At 62.3% G+C, this 18,060-nt stretch carries 10 protein-coding genes; 8 read left to right on the top strand and 2 right to left on the bottom strand.

Going from position 1 to position 18,060, the window contains the following annotated elements; translation table 11 throughout:
• Positions 1-189: 189 nt before the first annotated feature.
• A complete protein-coding gene (locus tag B5G16_RS05120) occupies positions 190-2,007 on the top strand; it encodes an IdeS/Mac family cysteine endopeptidase (RefSeq protein WP_087261888.1) in 1,818 nt (605 codons plus the stop codon).
• Positions 2,008-2,059: 52 nt separating this feature from the next.
• The gene (locus B5G16_RS05115; protein WP_087261885.1) at positions 2,060-2,938 is read left to right on the top strand and encodes a fimbrillin family protein; all 879 of its coding nucleotides are present in this window, start codon (positions 2,060-2,062) and stop codon (positions 2,936-2,938) included.
• A gap of 178 nt (positions 2,939-3,116) precedes the next feature.
• Here the strand turns inward: B5G16_RS05115 and eptA are convergent, their stop codons facing one another.
• Positions 3,117-4,655: a phosphoethanolamine--lipid A transferase EptA gene (gene eptA / locus B5G16_RS05110; RefSeq protein ID WP_087261883.1), complete on the bottom strand. Its 1,539-nt coding sequence runs from the start codon at positions 4,653-4,655 to the stop codon at positions 3,117-3,119.
• Entirely contained in the window at positions 4,649-5,854 is a 1,206-nt protein-coding gene (locus B5G16_RS05105) for a hypothetical protein (RefSeq protein ID WP_087261881.1), read from the bottom strand. Before B5G16_RS05105 ends, eptA begins: the two co-directional genes overlap by 7 nt.
• Positions 5,855-6,095: 241 nt before the next feature.
• Here B5G16_RS05105 and B5G16_RS05100 point away from each other — a divergent pair, with 241 nt between their 5' ends.
• The 6 genes from B5G16_RS05100 to B5G16_RS05075 all read left to right on the top strand — a co-directional run bounded on the left by B5G16_RS05100 (position 6,096) and on the right by B5G16_RS05075 (position 18,023).
• Positions 6,096-6,323, top strand: a complete 228-nt coding sequence (locus B5G16_RS05100; protein ID WP_087261879.1) for a hypothetical protein — start codon at positions 6,096-6,098, stop codon at positions 6,321-6,323.
• Positions 6,320-9,166: a beta-L-arabinofuranosidase domain-containing protein gene (locus B5G16_RS05095; RefSeq protein WP_087261877.1), complete on the top strand. Its 2,847-nt coding sequence runs from the start codon at positions 6,320-6,322 to the stop codon at positions 9,164-9,166. The genes B5G16_RS05100 and B5G16_RS05095 overlap by 4 nt, the downstream gene beginning before the upstream one ends.
• A gap of 9 nt (positions 9,167-9,175) precedes the next feature.
• Positions 9,176-10,723: a glycoside hydrolase family 16 protein gene (locus tag B5G16_RS05090; protein ID WP_087261875.1), complete on the top strand. Its 1,548-nt coding sequence runs from the start codon at positions 9,176-9,178 to the stop codon at positions 10,721-10,723.
• 14 nt (positions 10,724-10,737) lie between these two features.
• Positions 10,738-12,675 (top strand): glycoside hydrolase family 97 protein, encoded by a 1,938-nt coding sequence (locus B5G16_RS05085; protein ID WP_239405977.1) that lies wholly within the window; start codon positions 10,738-10,740, stop codon positions 12,673-12,675.
• A 263-nt stretch (positions 12,676-12,938) separates the two neighbouring features.
• Positions 12,939-14,453: a glutamine synthetase family protein gene (locus B5G16_RS05080; protein WP_087261873.1), complete on the top strand. Its 1,515-nt coding sequence runs from the start codon at positions 12,939-12,941 to the stop codon at positions 14,451-14,453.
• A 735-nt stretch (positions 14,454-15,188) separates the two neighbouring features.
• Positions 15,189-18,023 carry a TonB-dependent receptor gene (locus tag B5G16_RS05075; RefSeq protein WP_087261871.1) on the top strand — a complete coding sequence of 945 codons (2,835 nt, stop codon included), beginning with the start codon at positions 15,189-15,191 and terminating at the stop codon, positions 18,021-18,023.
• The last annotated feature ends 37 nt before the right edge of the window (positions 18,024-18,060 follow it).

The raw sequence follows: 18,060 nt of genomic DNA, 5'->3' as shown, positions 1-18,060 counted from the left end.
AACGGCTCCCGCCGGGCTCCAATTTGCATAATCCAAAAGAATAGCCTATTTTTGTGCCGATTTTCCGGGCAAAAAGCCGACGAGCGGACCCTACCCTCAATCCGTCGACCACCCCATACGGGTCCCGTGCCGGCCAAAAATCCAGGAAAAGACGGAGAAAACACGATCGAATGAAAAAAGTATTTATGGATGGCTGCAAGCTTTCTGACCTGCATGTCAGCAGCTTGTACGAGTGAGTTGGATGAATCGATCTCGGAACTCAACGGTATTTACCTCGATTTGAATTTTACAACGGCCGAAACACGCGCCAACTTGAATCCCGACGGAACGGGAAGTTTTTCCGAAGGCGACAAAATCGGTCTCTACATCAACAACAACACTTCCGTCGAATATCGGGAAGTAACCCTCACAAACGGAATCTGGCAGCCCCGGCTGCGGCGAAGCGATTTCGGAGAAGGTCCGCTGACGCTTTCGGCGCACTACCCCATCCTTCCGGACGACGGGTCGGAAGGAACCGAAAGGGTGATTCCGATCGCCGCCGACCAAACCGCCGAAGGGTATGCGGCAAGCGACCTGCTCTTTGCGCGCAAGGAACTCGCCGCGGGAGACAACCGCGCGGCAATGACCTTCACGCATGCCCTGCACCGGCTCCGGCTCGAATTCACGAACGGCGGGAAAGAGCTTACGGTGCAGCTCCGCAGCCGGATGGCGGGGCGTGTGAACCTGCTGACGGGAACAATTACTCCGGAGGATTCGTTCGGCGAGATCGCTCCGCGCCGGAATACGGACGGATCTTTCGAAGCGTTGATCCTCCCGCAGGCGGCCGACGACTACCGCAGCGACGAGGGGCTTCTGCGAATCACCACTCCGGAGGGCGAAAGCATCTACCGGGCCCCCGAGACGCTCGACGGCAAGGCGTTCACCGAATTCCTGGCCGGGGCACAGCTGACGATCCGCCTGTCCGTCAAGCAGAGCAACCCGGATCTGGCGAACAAGACGCTGTGGGTCTACGGTCTGAACGTCCCGGAGTTCCCGGGAGAGGAGAACCTGCCGACCTACAAGCTTTACGACAAGGTTCCGGCCGGAATCTGGTTCCGCCGGGATCGGGACTACGAGGAGGTGCAGAACCTGACCTGGGAAGCGGGCTGCGGGTGGTACGACTGCAACAAGTCCCCGAGGTACACCGAAGACGATGCCAACACGTGCTGGGCCGCTTCGGCCTCGAACCTGGTGCTGTGGTGGATGAACAACAACCGGGACTACATCGAGGCCTACAACGCCGATTACGGCACGACGGTCTCCGGAGGCGACGGGAATTATGTGTATACGTTCACCCAGCCGTCGATGGAGTTCCTGCCGCTGCTTCCCAACGGCGGAACCGGGGATGACGACCCCGACCAGGAGCAGAACCGCAATGCGGTTTTCCAGTTCTTCAAGGATTACGCCCAGAACAAAGGATCCTGGAATTCGCGGGGCGTGCGGTGGTTCATCACGGGCGACAACACGGGCATTCCGAGTGAAAACGGGAGCGTCTATTTCCCGGGGTTCTTCGCCGAGGTATTCAAACAGACGGATGTGATCGCCACGGACTCGAAGCGTTCCCCTACGGAAGAGGAGTTCAACGAATTCATGGTGAATGCCCTCCGGAACCGGCAGGCAATCGGATTCACGGCCCACGACATCGCCGGCACGAATACGGGAGCCCACGCGATGGTGATCTGGGGTGCGGAGTTCGATGCCGAGGGAAAGATCGCCTACGTGTATTTCTGCGACAACAACTATGCGGATCAGGATGTGAACGGTGCGGTCATCACCCGCCGCGGCATCTGCTATGTCCCGGACCCCACGACGTCGTCCGGGCGGAAGCGGACCTATCTGCAACACCTGCCGCCGAAGAACGGGAGTTCGGTGGAAAACAAAAAATACCTGATATCGAGTCTGTGCGCCGTGGATCTGCGGCAGGATATCTGGGCGAAGAAATACCCGTCGGTGAAGCCTGTGCAGTAATGCGGGATCCGGCGACGGAGAGAAGAGGGAACGAAAATAAAAAAAGACCATTATGAGACGAATGATATCGAGTGCGGCCCTGATGCTGGCCCTGACCATTGCTGGATGCGACAAGAACGAGGAACCGAAGGTTCCGGCAAATCCGGAGACTCCGGGAACCCCGACGGCGCCGGCCGACCGGCCAATCATCTTCACGACGGCGATTGCCGCGACCCGGTCCCCGCAGCTGGAAGCGGACGGCAGCGGAACATTCACCGCAGGCGACACCTTCACGCTCTATGCACACGACGGAAACGGAGCCTCCGCAGCGCTGGACTATACCATAGGCGCCACGGCTCTCTACTGGCGGGAAATAGCGTTCGCACAGGAGGGTGAACGGATCAACCTTGCAGCCTGCTATCCGAAGCAGACGCTCGACAAGGGGGCATTCGACTTCACGGTGACACAGTCTCCGGACGGAGACCTGCTTCTGGTCACCGGAAAGGAGGCTGCGGTCGGTTCGGAACAACCGGTGGAATTGACGTTCCGGCATGCGATGCACCGTTTGACGGTGCAGGTCGAGATCGAGGATGAATCGGTGGATGCCGCGTCGGTCGAGATACTGTGCTCGGCCCATGCCAGCGGCCGGTTCGACCTCGCCACCGGAACATGCAGCCTCCACGACTCGAAAGAGACCTTCTCGGTCACGAAGCCGGAAGGAAATATCCTCCTCTATCCGCAACCGACGGACAGAGTATCGCTGGAAGTACATGCCGGAGAGGCGACCAAGCAGTGGACGCTCTCGGAGTTGGCGCCGAAACAGGATGAATTGGAATCCGGCAAGGAACTGACGGTCAAATTGACGGTCAGGGATGGAAAAATCCTGTTTGCCGGCATGACGATCGAAGGCTGGGGCAATCAGGGCACGGTCGACGGCGAAATCATCCTGTAAAGCGAGTCCGAACACTCCGAACGGAATACGGGGACGGGAAGAGGTCCGGACGCCTCGCCCCGATCCGGCATCCGGCGGCCCGGCTCCGACAGGGCGGCAAGCCGATCCGAATCACGAACCGACGGCAACATCGGCGCCGTTGTCCGGAAACCTCCGGCCGGTTCCGCGAAGAAAAGCCCTACCTTTCGCCGCCCAAAGCGAAAATATCCAGCGATGCGTCGTAGACCGGGCTTTCGATTCCCAGAAAGTGCAATACGCTGTGGAATACATGATACTGGCCGACCTTTTCGTCGGGGTTGACCGCCATCGTGCGGTCCGACGTCCAGACGATGAACGGAATCTCGATCTGCTCCTTCGGGGCCGCGAACATCGGCACGCCGTGCATGTAGAGGTTCCCCTCGCCCAGCGACTCGCCGTGATCCGAAACGAAGATCACACATCCCCGACGTTCGGGAATCTCCCGCAGCAGGTCGATCACCGAATGGATCAGGTAGTCCGTATAGACGATCGTGTTGTCGTAGGCGTTCATGAGCTCCTCCGGATCAGCTTTCGACATCTCCACCGTCCGGCATACCGGGCGGAACACCTCGAACTCCGGAGGATATTTCTTGTAGTAGGTCGGACCGTGGCTCGTACTCGTATGGAGCACAATCAGCAGCTTGTCCTTCTCCGTCGCGAGAATCTCCTCTTTCAGCCCCGCAAGCAGGATACCGTCGTATTGCGGATCACCGTCCGGGTACAGATCCCTGATGTTCCCCGCTTTCAGGTAGCGGCCGATATGCACCGGAGGCTCGCCCCAGTTGTTCGTCCGCCAGATGACCTCCACACCGTTGCGGTAGAGGTAGTTCGGCAGGATCTCGTACAGTTTGTTCGTCGGCTTGTGGTCCAGGATGGCCTTGACGCCCGCCGTGGTGTAGGTCGCCGAAGCGTCCGCAACCAGCGCGGTGACGCTGTCCCGCTCCAACAGCGGATTGGTCGGCTTGTCGTAGCCGTAGAGCGAGAAATTCGCCCGCCGCGCCGACTCGCCGATGATCAGCACGCAGACGTCCCGGCTCTCGGACATGCGCTCCACGTCGGGCAGCAGGATCTCCTTCCGGTTGCGCTCACGCTCCGAATTGTAGTAGCGGACGGTGTTGACCGTATAGGACCACGGCATGATCAGACTGCCGAGTTTCGGGATGTGGCGGTCGATCCACGGCCAGTTCTGCATGTTGACCAGCGCCACCGCCACGATGACGGCCAGCGCAAGACCCGTCCGGGCGAAGAAGCGCCGCCAGCTTCCGTAATCGAACTTACGCGCGAAGAGGTAGATGCAGGGCACGACCCCCAGCAGGAGCAGGTACCACACGACGGCCCACGAGAAGAAGCCCGAAGCCTCGGAATACTGCGTATTGAAGACATTGCCCATCATCTTGTCGGTGATGAGCACATGGTACGTATTGATGAAATAGAGGGTCAGGGCATCGGCGAGGAACGTGAACGCAAGGATGCACTTGCCCACGAACCGACCGAGAAAAAGCACCAGATAATAGAAGAAGAAGTTGAGCCCGAGCATCACAAGGGCCAGGCTGCCGATGATCAACGCGCCGTTGAAGCCCCCCTCGATGTTGTCGAGCGCCAGCCGGAAGAACGGCACGTGGTAGGCCGCAAGCGTAAAAAGACTCAATACGAGAGCGACCCGCGTCAGATCGGTCTGCGATTTCAGGAATTTTACCATTTCACAACCACTTTACGGAATACGAGGATCACGCCTGCGCACAGGACGACGATCAGCAAATTGAAAAGTATCGTCTGCGGAATATGGACCCGATACGAGGGTTCCGCATAGGGCGTCGCCGACACCGCGGCGTCGTAGCGCGCAAACGGATTGGAGTAGATCACCTCCCCGTCGGGGAAATAGGCCGTGATGCGGGCATACGGGTCACCGGGCTTCATGACGTATTCGGCGGCCGTGGTGTCCCGCACCAGCGACAGGGTCGTGTGGTGCTGTCCCGTCACCTTGATGCTGTCGGCCCGCTGCGTCAGCGCAATGCGGATCGTGTCACCCCAGAGCCCGATCGTGCGGATCGCCGGAAGTCTTCGGTTGCGGGCATATTTCGTCTCCCAGTCGCCGTGTCCGTAGTCGGGAACCCGCATCGCATAGTAGTCGCCGCGCAGCAGCGTCGCTTTCAGATCCTCGTACCGCGCCGACGGGGTGTGCAGGAAGTTGCAGCGCACGGCAATGCAGTTCGACCGGTCGGGATGGTGCAGGTCGTCGTTCGCCAGCCCGAAGCTGTAACGCCCGGCACTCAACGCCCAGTCCCAATACTCGTTTTCGGTGCTCTTCCCGCTGTCGAGCTCCATGATCCGGTAGCCTTCGAGCCGCTGCATGATCCGCTTCGAGGTGAAGTTCGTCCGCAGGGGATGGTTCAGCTGGATGAAATCCGACTCACGTCCGAGCAGTTCCAGCTGGAACTGCCGTTGCGAGGCGAAGAACGGAATCAGGTGGTCGAAACGGTTCACCGACCGGCATCCGAACACCAGTTTGTGGTATTTGAACAGATTGATGCCGTGCTCGTAGACATTGACCTGCAACGTCGAGTCGTACGGATGTACGGTCAGTTCGTTGTGATTCGAGAAGGTCACGATGTCGTAGCCGAACCGGCGGTAGCGTTCGTCGGTCTCCGCCGGCCAGTATTCGCACTCGTTCAGCGGGCCTTTCACCCGGGTATGGGTATGGAAATTGGCGCGTTTCCAATATTGGAGCGTATCGGTCTCCGCCCTTTTGTAGGGGTTGAAGATGTCGGGTCCGCTGAACGGCTTCGCTTCGGCGAAATCGTAGATCGGGGTCACACTGGTCACCAGAAGGGCCAGCAGAAAGATCAGAAGAAGCGCCGCAAGGCTCTTGGAGAGGATTTTCGCTGCTTTTTTCAACATGTTTTTCCGCTGAATTTACGTTGTTATGCTATAAGGTCGAATCTTCGTCCGGAGCTATGGTTCTTTCATCAACAATTCGGAGTTTCGGGATTAACGGCGCAAAAATAACGAAAGGCAAGCGCCGGGGCAAACGAAAAACGAAGTTTTTCCCTTTGGCTCCGCGCGCCGCGTGCTGCTTCGTTGCGGCCAAAGATAGTGAAAAAAGAGAAAAATCGCATATCCGCGTGACCGAAATACGGAAATGGGGCGTTTTCACACCTCCCGAAGGCCGGGCATCGTGGGCACGGAGCGGCGAAAAGCCTCGCCCGAGCGGCTCGACCGCCGGATCCTCACGACCGTCACGGGGGCCTGCCGCCTTCCCGTTCCCGACGCCGACGCCGACTACTTCCTACGGATCCGCAAACGCCTCCGCTACGGCTATGCCGGCGATTGGAGTCCCGTTTATCCCGTAAAAAAGATGCTGCCATGAGAAAGATCCTGCTGCTGTTTCCCGCGCTTCTGGCGCTGGCCGCCGCGGGCGCGGACGCCGCACCCCGGGAGCCGCAGACGATGACCGTCACGCCGGGCAAAGGCTCCGTGACGATCACCAACGGCAAGGCCCGCTTCACGTTCCGGGCCGACTTCCGGCTCTTCCGCACGGAGAAGGACCCGCAGATGGAGCTCCGGACGCTGCCCGACTGCCGCTACTTCGCCCCGTCGTGGGTCGCCGACAACCTCCCGCCCGGGAAGGCCATCGCCGAGATCCGGAAGAGCCGCACGATGGGCGGCGACGGCATCGACGACTCGGCCAACGGCTCCGTACAGGGCCGCACGTTCGACCTCTTCGCCGCGGCGCCCTTCGTCGACCTCCGCCCCGAGGAGACGCTCCGCTCGGGCGACACGATCCGCTTCCGTTATCCCGAGTCGGCGTGGGGACGCCTCGAATGCCGCATCGTGCCGGTCGAGGGATCGGCTCCCTGCATGGAGTTCCGCTTCACGCCCTCGCAGCCAGGCTACTACTCGGTGGGATATCTCGGAGCCCCGGCCTGCGACCTCGCACGGGTCGACGCCCTGTGGCAGCCGATGGTCTGGCAGCGGCGCATCTTCCCCGCGCAGCCGTACATGACGCTGGCCTACACCTGTCCGATCCCCGCGACGCTCGTGCAGGTCGGCGGCGCGACGGCAGGCGTGGCGGCCGACACCTCCGAGATGCCGTTCGAGCCGCTGCCCACGCGCGACAACAACCGCTTCGGCGTGGCACTGCACAACCCTGCGGGCGAAGTGCAGCCGATGCTCTTCGCGCCGGTGCTCGGGCACGTCGGGTCGCGGATGGAGTCCGGCGGAGAGTTCGCCTTCCGGATGCGGCTCTGGGTCGGGCCGGGCCCGCTGAACATCGCCTTCCAGAGCATGGCCCGCAACCTCTACGACTTCCACGACTACCGCAGCAACGCCATCTCGACGCTCAACAACACGATCGACAACATCATCGACTACACGTTGAGTCCGTACAGCAACTTCATCGACAGCCTGAAAGGGTGCTCCTACTCGACCGACGTGCCGGGATCGACGAAGAACGTCAGTTCGCTCAACCCGCTGTCGGTGGCGCTCGTCGCCGACGACGAGGAGATCTACCGCCGCCGGGCCTACCCGATCGTGGAGTACATGCTCTCGCGCAAGAACACGCTCTTCTGTCTCGACACGACCCAGAAGGTGCAGTCTCCGTCGCGCGAGCTGGCCGGGCCGTGCGCTCCGGTGAGCGAGCTGGCCGAACTCTACCGCCTCTCCGCCGGCAGGAGCCCCGTGCTCCGCTACCTGGCCGAGGAGAAGTACTACAAGCGCAAACCCGCCGCACAGCGCACGCCGGGCGTCGGGGGCAGCTGGTACGACGCCCTCGAAATGTACCGCGCGACGGGCGACGCGGCCTACCTCGACCATGCGAAGAAACAGGCCGACATCTATATTGAAAAGTACATCCGCACACAGCCCGAGAAGTTCCAGAACGCCTTCTTCTGGAACCGCTACGCACCCTTCTACGTGAACCTGCTGGAACTCTACGAGGAGACCGGCGAGCGGCGCTATCTCGACGCCGCACATGAGGGAGCCCGCGAATACGCCATGTTCGTGTGGATGGTCCCGACCATCCCGCAGGACTCGGTGACGGTGAACCGCGGCGGGCTGGCCCCGTGGTACTGGTACCTGAAAAGCCGCGGCATTCCGCAGCAGCGCTGCCCCGAAGAGCGGGTTCCGGCGTGGCGCCTCTCCGAAATCGGGCTCGTGCCCGAGAGCTCGACGACCTGCATCGGCCACCGCGCGGTCTTCATGGCGCACCACGCCCCCTACATGCTGCGCATTGCGGGGCTCACCGGCGATCGGTTCCTGCACGACATCGCCCGCAGCGCCATCGTGGGCCGCTACGCCAACTTCCCGGGCTACCACATGAACATGGCCCGCACGACGGCCTACGAGAAGCCCGACTTCCCGCTGCACCCGCACGACAGCATGAGCGTCACGTCGTTCCACTACAACCACCCCTTCCCGCTGCTCTCCGTGCTGTACGACTATCTGGTGACCGACGCCTCGGTCCGCTCGCAGGGAGCCATCGCCTTCCCCGGAGACTACATCGAGGGCTACGGTTATCTTCAAGCGAAGTTCTACGGCAACCGTCCGGGACGCTTCTACGACCGGGAGGGGGCGTGGCTCTGGATGCCGCGCCGCCTGCTGCGCACCTCCGATGTCGAGCTGAACTACCTCTCCGCCCGCTGCGGTGACGAGCTGCTGATCGCCTTCACGAACCAGAGCCGCCGCACGGTCACATCGCAGGTCGAACTGAACCGCGAACTGCTGCCGATGCTCGCCGGGCGGGAGATCCGGGCCGAGGTCTGGACCGACAACCGCCGGAGCGGCGAGACGACCCTGACCGACGGCCGCACGGAGGTCACGGTCTCCCCCGAGGGCATCACGGCCCTCATGCTGCGCGGCGTCCGCATCGAGCCCCGCTTCCAGGAGCGACTCACGGAGCACGATGCCCGGGGCTGGGCGCACGACTACGGCGAACTGGACTTCGGTCGCGCCCGTGCCATGGTTCTCAACCTGGGCCGGGATCTGAAAAGCTGCTACATCTACTTGCAGGACGACGACAGCCGTTTCCGCCACGTCTCGATGACGTACAGCATCGACGGCAATCCGCCGCAGGCGCTGAACGACACCTCCTATCCCTATGAATTCACCGTTGCGCTGCCGTCCGACGCCCGGCAGATCGTCGTTGCGCTCTCGGGCATCACGACCGACGGACGTCTCGTGCGCAGCCAACCCTTCAAACTCTCGAAAAACTGACATACGACCATGAAACTGAAAGCATTGCTTCTGATTGCGGCCCTGCATTTCGCCGCGCTGGCCTCCTGCGCCGGAGAGACCGCGGAGAGGCCCGGGGCCTCCGCTCCGGACGGCAACTCGGGCGACACGGGCGGCGGCACGACCATCGACCTCACCGGCTACCGGCTGATCTTCGCCGACGAGTTCGACGGCCGCCGCATGAACTGGGACCTCTGGGCGGCCGACGACCCGAACAACATCAAGAACGAGACCAGCCGCGGCCCCGAAGCCGTGGAGGTACGCGACGGCGAGCTTCGGCTGAACGTGCGCCGGGTCAACCGGAGCGAGAAGGTCAAATGGATCTCCGGATACGTCTATCTGAAAGAGCCGCTGGAAAACAACGTCTACATCGAGTGCCGCTTCCGTTCGGGACAGTGCCCGGGGGTGAACAACGCCTTCTGGCTGGCCTGCAAGACGCCGCCCAACACCACGTGGTGCAACAAATATGAGGTCGACATCGTGGAGGCGCGCAAGGACGTCCGCACCGGCCTCGGAAACGGGCATCTGGCCTACCACGACTGGAAGACCTACCCCTATGCCCTCGACAAGAACGGCAACAAATGCGACATCGCGGCCGGCATCTCCGTGAAGCACAGCTTCGAGGATTACCACATCTGGGGCCTCTGGTACGGCGAGAACGAGATGATCTACTACCTCGACGGCCAGGAGATGTGGCGCCGCAAGACCAGCACGAGCTATCCCGACCAGTACTATACGGGGGTCGGCAAGGCCCCGGTCTGGAACCCGGTCGAGGAGCAGCGCGCCTACGGCAGGTACGGGCAGGAGGACTGGAACTACCAGGCCGGCTACAACGGCGACCTGATGCACGTCATCCTGGCCAACATTCCCTGGGGATCGAGCTGGTCGCCGCTCGTCGAGGAGGAGGCCGACGGAACGTGGATGGCCGTGGACTACGTGCGCATCTACAAGCCCGAATCGCTGCTCGACCCGACGCCGGAGACCGACCTTCCGCAACCCGCGGCGGAGGTGGAACTGGACCGCACGTACAGCCTCGCCGAGGAGGGTTGCAGCTATTTCAGCACGGAGATCACGCGCAAGGCGGGCGAGGAGCTGACGCTGACGTTCGTCGAGGCGGACGGTTCGGCCGTCGGCAAGGTGATCGTCGACACGGAGGGCTCGCTGCTGACCGGCATCACGCGCCTGACGTCGAGTCTGGTGGCCGCATCGCCCGTGCAGGGGACGCAGATCGTCCCCGAGAACCGGAAGATGCTGCTCGTCTGCCGCATCACGGCCAAAGCCGGGCATGAAAAGTACGACAAGGATGCCATCAGCGTCTGGTGCGTGCCGGTCGACGAGGCCCGCGAGGCGCGCGAACCCTACTTCTACCCCAACATCGACGAGAACGGCAACACGTCGGCCACGCAGGGGTGGCACATCAACCAGAAGGGATTCTCGGACGAGGTCATCAGCCGCGTGCTCTTCACCTCGACGACAGGCGACCTCTCGTCGTTCGGCCGCTTCCGCGCCGGGCGCAACTTCGTGTGTGTAACCCGATGAAAGCCGTTGCCGCCATGATGAAACCCCTGATTACACTCCTGCTGCTGTTGCCGGCGCTGACCGGATGCAGCCGGCAGACGATGAGCTCGCCCGACGGACGGCTTTCGGCCGCGGTGTTCACGACGGAGGAGGGAGCGCTGGCCTATACCGTATCGCGCGACGGACGGATGCTCTGCGACACGTCGGCATTGGGCGTGACGGTCGACGGCATGGCAACCTTCCGCGACGTCGCGCTGCGCCTTGCGGCGAGCGGCGAACGGGACGAAACCTACGCCGTGCGGGGAGCGCACGCCGAAGCCCGCGACCACGCCCGGGAGTACCGCTGGGAGGTCACGCACCGCCCCACGAACTACCGCTATACGCTCGAAACACGGCTCTACGACGACGGTTTCGCCTACCGGTTCATCCTGCCGGGCGAGGGCGACCGGCTCGTCACGGGCGAGGCGGCCCAGTGGCGGCTGCCGCCCGACAGCCGGGTGTGGTTCGCCGAGCGCAACTCGGCGTGGAAGCTGCTCACCTATGCCGGCGAATGGATCTCGGCCCCGGCCGAAGCGCTCGCCACGGTCTCGCCGCAGGGACCCGTGCAGACCATGCCGCTGCTCTACGAAACCCGCGACAGCCTCTGCCTGATGGTCACCGAAGCGGCCCTCTACGCATACAGCGGCATGCGGCTGCGGGCCGAAGCGGACGGGAGCCTGCGGGCCGACTTCACCGAGAAGGAGGGCTTCACCCTGCGCGATACCATCACCACGCCGTGGCGGGTGCTGCTCGTCGCCGAAGACCTCGACCGGCTGGTCAACACGGACCTGATCACCAACCTCAATCCGGCCCCCGATCCGGCGCTCTTCGCCGACACGTCGTGGGTGCGTCCCGGACGCTCGCTGTGGAGCTGGTGGAGCGGCATCGACGGCCGTTACATGACCGTCGAGGGCGAGCGCGCCGTGATCGACGCCGCGGCCGGCATGGGCTACGAATACTCGACGCTCGACGAAGGCTGGGAGTCCCTTCCCGACAAGTGGGCGACGCTCCGCGAACTGGCCGGCTACGCCGCCGGCAAGGAGGTGGGGCTCTTCGTCTGGCGCCACTGGGAGCGGCTGAACGACCCCGCGGACGATTACGCGGAGATGCGCCATTTTCTGGACAGCGTGGCCGCGTGCGGCGTCCGGGGCGTGAAGGTCGACTTCATGAACGGCGAAGGGCTGCGGCAGATCCGCTTCACGACGGCTCTTCTGCGGCATGCGGCGCAGCGGCGCCTGCTGGTCAACTTCCACGGCTGCCAGAAGCCTTCGGGCGAGAGCCGCACCTACCCCAACGAACTTACCCGCGAAGGGGTCCGGGGCATGGAACTCAACCGCATCACGGCCCACTACCGTTCGCGCATGCAGGCTGCGGGTCATCCGGTCGACCCACGGGCCAGCCGCCCGGGCGACGAGAACCGCAACATCCCGGCCTGTCACAACGCCGCGCTTCCGTTCACGCGCTGTGTCACCGGACCGGCTGACTATACGCCCGTCGCCTTCTCGATGCCCGGCGACGTGCGCCCGGCGCAGCAGCTGGCCTGTGCCTGCCTGATCGGCTCGCCGCTGATGACGCTGGCCGAGAATCCGTTCTACCTGCTGCGGGAGGAGCGACTGCAACCGGCCGTGGAGTTCCTGCGCACGCTGCCGGTCTGCTGGGACGAGACGGTCGTCCTGCCGCAGAGCCGGATCGGGCGTCTGGCACTGCTTGCCCGGCGGTCCGGCGAGACGTGGTATCTGGCGGCGGCCGCCGCGGAGGAGATCCGGGAGTCGGTCTCGCTCGGCTTCCTGGGTCCGGGCGTGTGGACGATGACGAAACTCGGCGACGACGGCAGCGACGGTTTCAGCCGGGAAGTCCGCCGCATCACCGGCCGGGATACGCTCCCACTCATCCTCGCACCGGGCGAAGGGCTTGTCGCCCGCTTCGAGCGGTGACGGAAGATCCCGGCGATCGGACCAACGGGGCTGCGCGAAAAACGCAGCCCCGTTTTTTGCGGGCTCCCGCCGCCGCACCTACGGACAATTCCGCCAATCCGTCCCGTTCCGGAGACACAGCCTCCATCCGGAAGGAGAGCATCCCGCGGAGAAGGGAAAAATCGGGATTCGGCTATAATTTCACAACAAAAACAGGCAAATCAATTTATTTTTTCTATATTTAAGGCGGCAAATGCTTACGAATCGAAGCACATCGACCTAAAATGAATGAAAAGATGAAGACGACACTGACCGCCGATCCGCTCGTGCGCTTTCTCGGAAAACCGCGCACATCGTTCACCCGCTCGGACATCGTCCGCTACATCCGGGAGAACGCCATCGAAATGCTCAACCTCCGCTACCCCGGCGCCGACGGACGGTTGAAGACGCTGAATTTCGTCATCAACGACGAATCCTATCTGGAAAGCATCCTCACCTGCGGCGAGCGGGTCGACGGTTCGAGCCTCTTCCCCTACATCGAGGCCGGCGCGAGCGACCTGTACGTCGTGCCGCGCTACCGCACGGCCTTCCGGAATCCGTTCTGCGAGATCCCGACCGTGGACATCCTGTGCAGCTACTACACGAAGGACGGCACGCCGTTCGACATGGCTCCGGAACAGACGCTGCGCCACGCCCGGCAGGAGCTGCAACGCACCACGGGACTCGACCTCCACGCCATGGGCGAGCTGGAATTCTACGTCGTGAGTCCGCAGGAGGAGCTCTTCCCGGCCGTCGACCAGCGGGGGTACCACGAATCGACCCCCTTCAACAAGGGAGCCGAATTCCGCACCCGGGCCATGAAATACATCGCCGAGGCGGGCGGCGAGATCAAATACGGCCACTCCGAAGTGGGCAACTTCACGCAGGAGGGGCTGATGTACGAACAGAACGAGATCGAATTTCTGCCCACGGATCTGGAATCGGCGGCCGACCAGCTGACCGTGGCCAAATGGATCCTCCGCACGCTGGCCTACGAATACGGCGTGGAGGTGACCTTTGCGCCGAAGATCACCGTCGGGAAGGCCGGGAGCGGCCTGCACATCCACACACGGCTGATGAACGGTCGCCACAACGCCACGATCAACCCGGACGGCAGCCTTTCGGACGCGGCGCTGAAAGCCATCGCGGGCTATCTGTCGCTGGCCCCCTCGCTGACGGCCTTCGGGAACACGAACCCGACCTCCTACTTCCGGCTGGTTCCGCACCAGGAGGCTCCGACGAACATCTGCTGGGGCGACCGCAACCGTTCGGTGCTGGTCCGCGTGCCGCTGGGATGGAGTGCCGGCGCCGGACGCATGGCAAGCGACGCCAACCCGCAGGAGGAGCCGTCGAAGATCGACACGGAGTTGAAACAGACCGTGGAGTTCCGGTGTCCGGACGGCTCGGCGGACGTGTACCTGCTGCTGGCAGGGCTGGCGGTGGCCGTCCGCCACGGATTCGAGATGGAGGAGGGCATCCGCTATGCGCGCGAACGGTATGTGGATGTGAACATCTTCGACGAGCGCCACAAGGAGGTTCTTTCGCGGTTGAGCCATCTGCCGGGTTCCTGCGAAGAGTCGGCTCTGCGGTTGGAGGAGCAGCGCGGAATCTACGAACGCGGCGGCGTCTTCCCGGCGCGCCTGCTGGACGGTCTCATCGCCCGTCTGCGGGGCTTCGGCGACGCAACGCTGCGGCAGGAGATCGCCGGCGACGAGGAGCGGACGCGGAAACTCGTCGCAACGTGGTTCCACTGCGGCTGACGTTCCTATTCCACATTCCATACCAAGAGAAGAGTCCCGGACCGGGTTCTGCATGATGCGGAGCAGTCCGGGACTCCTCTTTTCTGCCTACTTCCGACCTCCGGTACCGGGGTTTCACTTTCCGGGTTCTCGCATCGACACCCTCTTCCGAGAACCCGGCCGACTCACTCCTGGCGCGTTTCTACCCTTCCGCCCCCAATGGCAATTTCCCGGTCTCCCGGCCGAAATATACCTACTTTTGGCGATTGACGCCCCGGCGGCAAGTCTCTACCTTTGTCCAAAAAATTTTCCGACCGCCAATCGCCATGAAAAACCACTCGACGACACACGCTCCCGGGCTCCGTGTCCGTTCCGGCATCCACCAGATCCAGCGCACGTTGCCGATGTCGGAATATGTTCCGAAAAGACGTTTTCACACGCTGAATCACCTCATGAAATAATATTTTCAGACGCATTTATACCATAAAATAGATAATTGCAATAACAAAAAAAGTTACAAACTCCGAATCAATTCCTGAATTTATCTCTATATTTGTCATCGGATGATCGAAACTTTCACGATTCGAACCGAGTTGGATAAAATATTCAACAAAGGCTATTTGCTTACAGAAATTTCATATTAAGGCAAAAATGATTCCACAAAATCATCGAATCGCCTTCAAAAGTTACAAATCGAATCCACCCTCACAAAACAAGAACGACAGATTCACCCAGAAACGCAAAGACGTCCCGACCATGACACGATTTTTCCGCCTTCTCTCCCTGCTCCTGCTCCTGTCGATACACGCCGTCCGGGCGCAAAAGAGCAACGCACCGCTCTATTCGATCTCGGGTCGGGTCGTCAATGCCGAAACGGGAGCGCCGGTCGCCCTCGCCTCGTTCGTGGTCAACAACACGATCGGCGTGGTCACCGACGAAGCGGGCCGGTTCCGGCTCGAACGGCTCAAAGGAGGAGAAATCACCTATCACGTGTCGTTTCTGGGATTCAGCGCCGTGGAACGCCGGATCGTGCTCGACGCCGACATCAAGGATTTGCAGATCGCCCTTGCGCCGTTGAGCCTCGGGTTGGAGGAGGTCGTCGTCACGGCACAGCCCACCGAAGCGGGCTCCACGTCGAAGATCGGCGAGGAGGCCATCCGCCACATCCAGCCCATGAGCATCGGCGACATGTTCCAGCTGCTGCCGGGAAGCCTGTCGTCGAATCCGAGCCTGAATGCCGCGGGTCAGGCGTCGATCCGCGAGATCGGCTCGAACGCAAACAACTCGATGGGCGCCGCGGTGGTGGTCGACGGCGCCCCGCTGTCGAACGACGGAAACCTCCAGGCGCTGTCGCCGTCCTATGCCGGCAGCGCCTCGAACCAGTCGCAGAACGGCATGAGCGACCAGACCACGGCCGGCAAGGGCGTGGACCTGCGGTCGGTATCCCCGGACAACGTGGAGTCGATGGAGGTCATCCGCGGCATACCTTCGGTGGAGTACGGCAACCTGACGTCGGGCGTGGTGATCGTCAAGACGAAGGCCGGAGCCACGCCGTGGGAGGCCAAATTCAAGGCCGATCCCTACTCGAAGATGATCTACGCCGGCAAGGGCTTCGCGCTCCGCAACGGCGGCGCCGTCAACGCCGGCATCGACTGGTCGCAGTCGTTCGGCGACACGCGCAAACGCTACCTGGGCTACGACCGCATCACGGCGACGCTGGGCTATTCGCACAACGCGGAGGTGGCGGGACGCCCGATGCTCGTGCGGCTGAACGGCACGTTCTACTCGAACGTGAACAACAGCAAGACCGACCCGCAGATGCAGATAACGAACAGCACCTTCGAGAACCGCGACATCGGTGCGCGTTTCAGCGTCGAGGGGAGCTGGAAGCTCAACGGAGCCGTGCTCTCGGCACTCGACTACAACCTGATGGTCTCGCAGTCCTACCAGAGCGACCGTCTGCACGAATACGTCGCCTCGCCGAGCGGCGTGGTCACGAACACGACGACGCCCGGCGTGCATGAGGCCATCTTTCTCCCGACCTCCTACTATTCGGACTACGAGATCGAGGGCAAGCCGCTGAACATCTACCTGCAAGTCAAGACCAACAAGATTATCCAGTTCGGGGGGGGGAATTTTACGAACTTCCGGCTCGGCGCCGACTGGCGGTATGACGCCAACTACGGCCGCGGGCTGATCTTCGACATCCAGCAACCGCCGCAGAGCACCTCGAGCCAGACACTCCGCCCGCGGTCGTTCCGGGACGTCCCGGCGCTGAACAACCTGGCGTTCTTCGCCGAAGACCGGCTCAACCTCGAACTCGGGTCGACGACGCTCGCCCTGCAAGCGGGCGTGCGCCTGACGAACATGTTCCTCGATCCCGAGGCGCGTCAGGACGACATCTTCACCGTCGAACCGCGCTTCAACCTCACCTATACGCTGCTCGACCGGCCGCAGGGTTCGCTGGCCGTCACGGGCGGCTGGGGTCTCTCGTACAAATCGCCGACGCTGCTGTACCTCTATCCGGACGACGTCTATTTCGACCGCGTGAGCCTCGCAAAGGTCTCGAACAACGACCCGAACGGCACGCTCGCGGTCATGACGACCGACATTCTCACGGGCCTGTCGAATCCCGACCTGCAACCGGCCCGGAGCCGCAAGTTCGAGGCGGGGATCAACTTCCGTGCGGGCGGCGTCCGCGGAACGGTGACCTACTTCCGGGAGAAGCACACCCATGAATTCGGGTTCGCAAGCCGTCCCCACTACATGCACTACAACACGTACGACGTGCCGTCGGATGCCACCGATCTGCGTTTCGGCGACGGAAAGGTCACCTACACCGACCCGACGGGCGCCACCGTGGAAGCCGCCACGCAGGAGGCCTCCTACATCGGCACGTACTATACGCCGACGAACAATTCGCGGAGCGACAAGCAGGGTATCGAATACAGCCTCGACCTGGGGACCTGGCAGGCGTTGCGCACGTCGCTGATCATCGACGGCGCGTGGTTCCACATCCGCCGCACGGACGAGCAGAACTACTATTCGAAGGTCACCGAGAACGACTCCTACATCCGTCTGATGCCCTCCGGAAGCGGGACGATCCAGGACCGCGTGAACACCAATTTCCGCTTCATCACCCACATACCGCAGCTGAAACTGGTCTTCTCGACGACGATGCAGATCGTCTGGTACGAGAGCCAGCAGAACATCTGGCAGGACGCCGCGGGAAACGACCGTTTCCGTCTGTCGGACGACGGGAAGTTCATGCTCATCGAGCCGCTGGGCTTCTACGATACGCAGGGGGTCTATACGCCGTGGCAGCCGGAGTTCACCACCGACGACCGCTATTCGCAGATGGTCAGCAAATCGCTGTCGACGGCCTACGACCGGGAGACGTTCCGCCCGTGGGTGATGTTCAACTTCCGTCTGACGAAGGAGATCGGACGCCTCGTGGAGCTTTCGTTCACGGCCAACAACTTCACGCGCACCTCGCGCTGGCACTACTACGACACGCGGAGCGGTTACAGGCAAATCTACCCCGACATGTACTTCGGCGCGGAGTTGAAGCTGCACATCGGCCGGAAATGACGACAAAACAAATACCCAACGATAAACCAGACAAAAA

This window comes from Alistipes sp. An66 (assembly GCF_002161445.1).
In the GTDB taxonomy this organism is placed as follows: Bacteria; Bacteroidota; Bacteroidia; order Bacteroidales; family Rikenellaceae; genus Alistipes; species Alistipes cottocaccae.
Note: the sequence above shows the minus strand (reverse complement) of the source record. Positions and strands in the feature narration are given on the sequence as shown.

Bases quoted from the DNA above. Each gene is read 5' to 3' on its own strand.
- B5G16_RS05115 (WP_087261885.1), top strand. From the start codon at position 2,060: ATGAGACGAATGATATCGAGTGCGGCCCTGATGCTGGCCCTGACCATT.
- B5G16_RS05080 (WP_087261873.1), top strand. From the start codon at position 12,939: ATGAATGAAAAGATGAAGACGACACTGACCGCCGATCCGCTCGTGCGC.
- B5G16_RS05100 (WP_087261879.1), top strand. From the start codon at position 6,096: ATGGGGCGTTTTCACACCTCCCGAAGGCCGGGCATCGTGGGCACGGAG.
- eptA (WP_087261883.1), bottom strand. From the start codon at position 4,655: ATGGTAAAATTCCTGAAATCGCAGACCGATCTGACGCGGGTCGCTCTC.
- B5G16_RS05075 (WP_087261871.1), top strand. From the start codon at position 15,189: ATGACACGATTTTTCCGCCTTCTCTCCCTGCTCCTGCTCCTGTCGATA.
- B5G16_RS05090 (WP_087261875.1), top strand. From the start codon at position 9,176: ATGAAACTGAAAGCATTGCTTCTGATTGCGGCCCTGCATTTCGCCGCG.
- B5G16_RS05105 (WP_087261881.1), bottom strand. From the start codon at position 5,854: ATGTTGAAAAAAGCAGCGAAAATCCTCTCCAAGAGCCTTGCGGCGCTT.
- B5G16_RS05085 (WP_239405977.1), top strand. From the start codon at position 10,738: ATGATGAAACCCCTGATTACACTCCTGCTGCTGTTGCCGGCGCTGACC.
- B5G16_RS05120 (WP_087261888.1), top strand. From the start codon at position 190: ATGGCTGCAAGCTTTCTGACCTGCATGTCAGCAGCTTGTACGAGTGAG.
- B5G16_RS05095 (WP_087261877.1), top strand. From the start codon at position 6,320: ATGAGAAAGATCCTGCTGCTGTTTCCCGCGCTTCTGGCGCTGGCCGCC.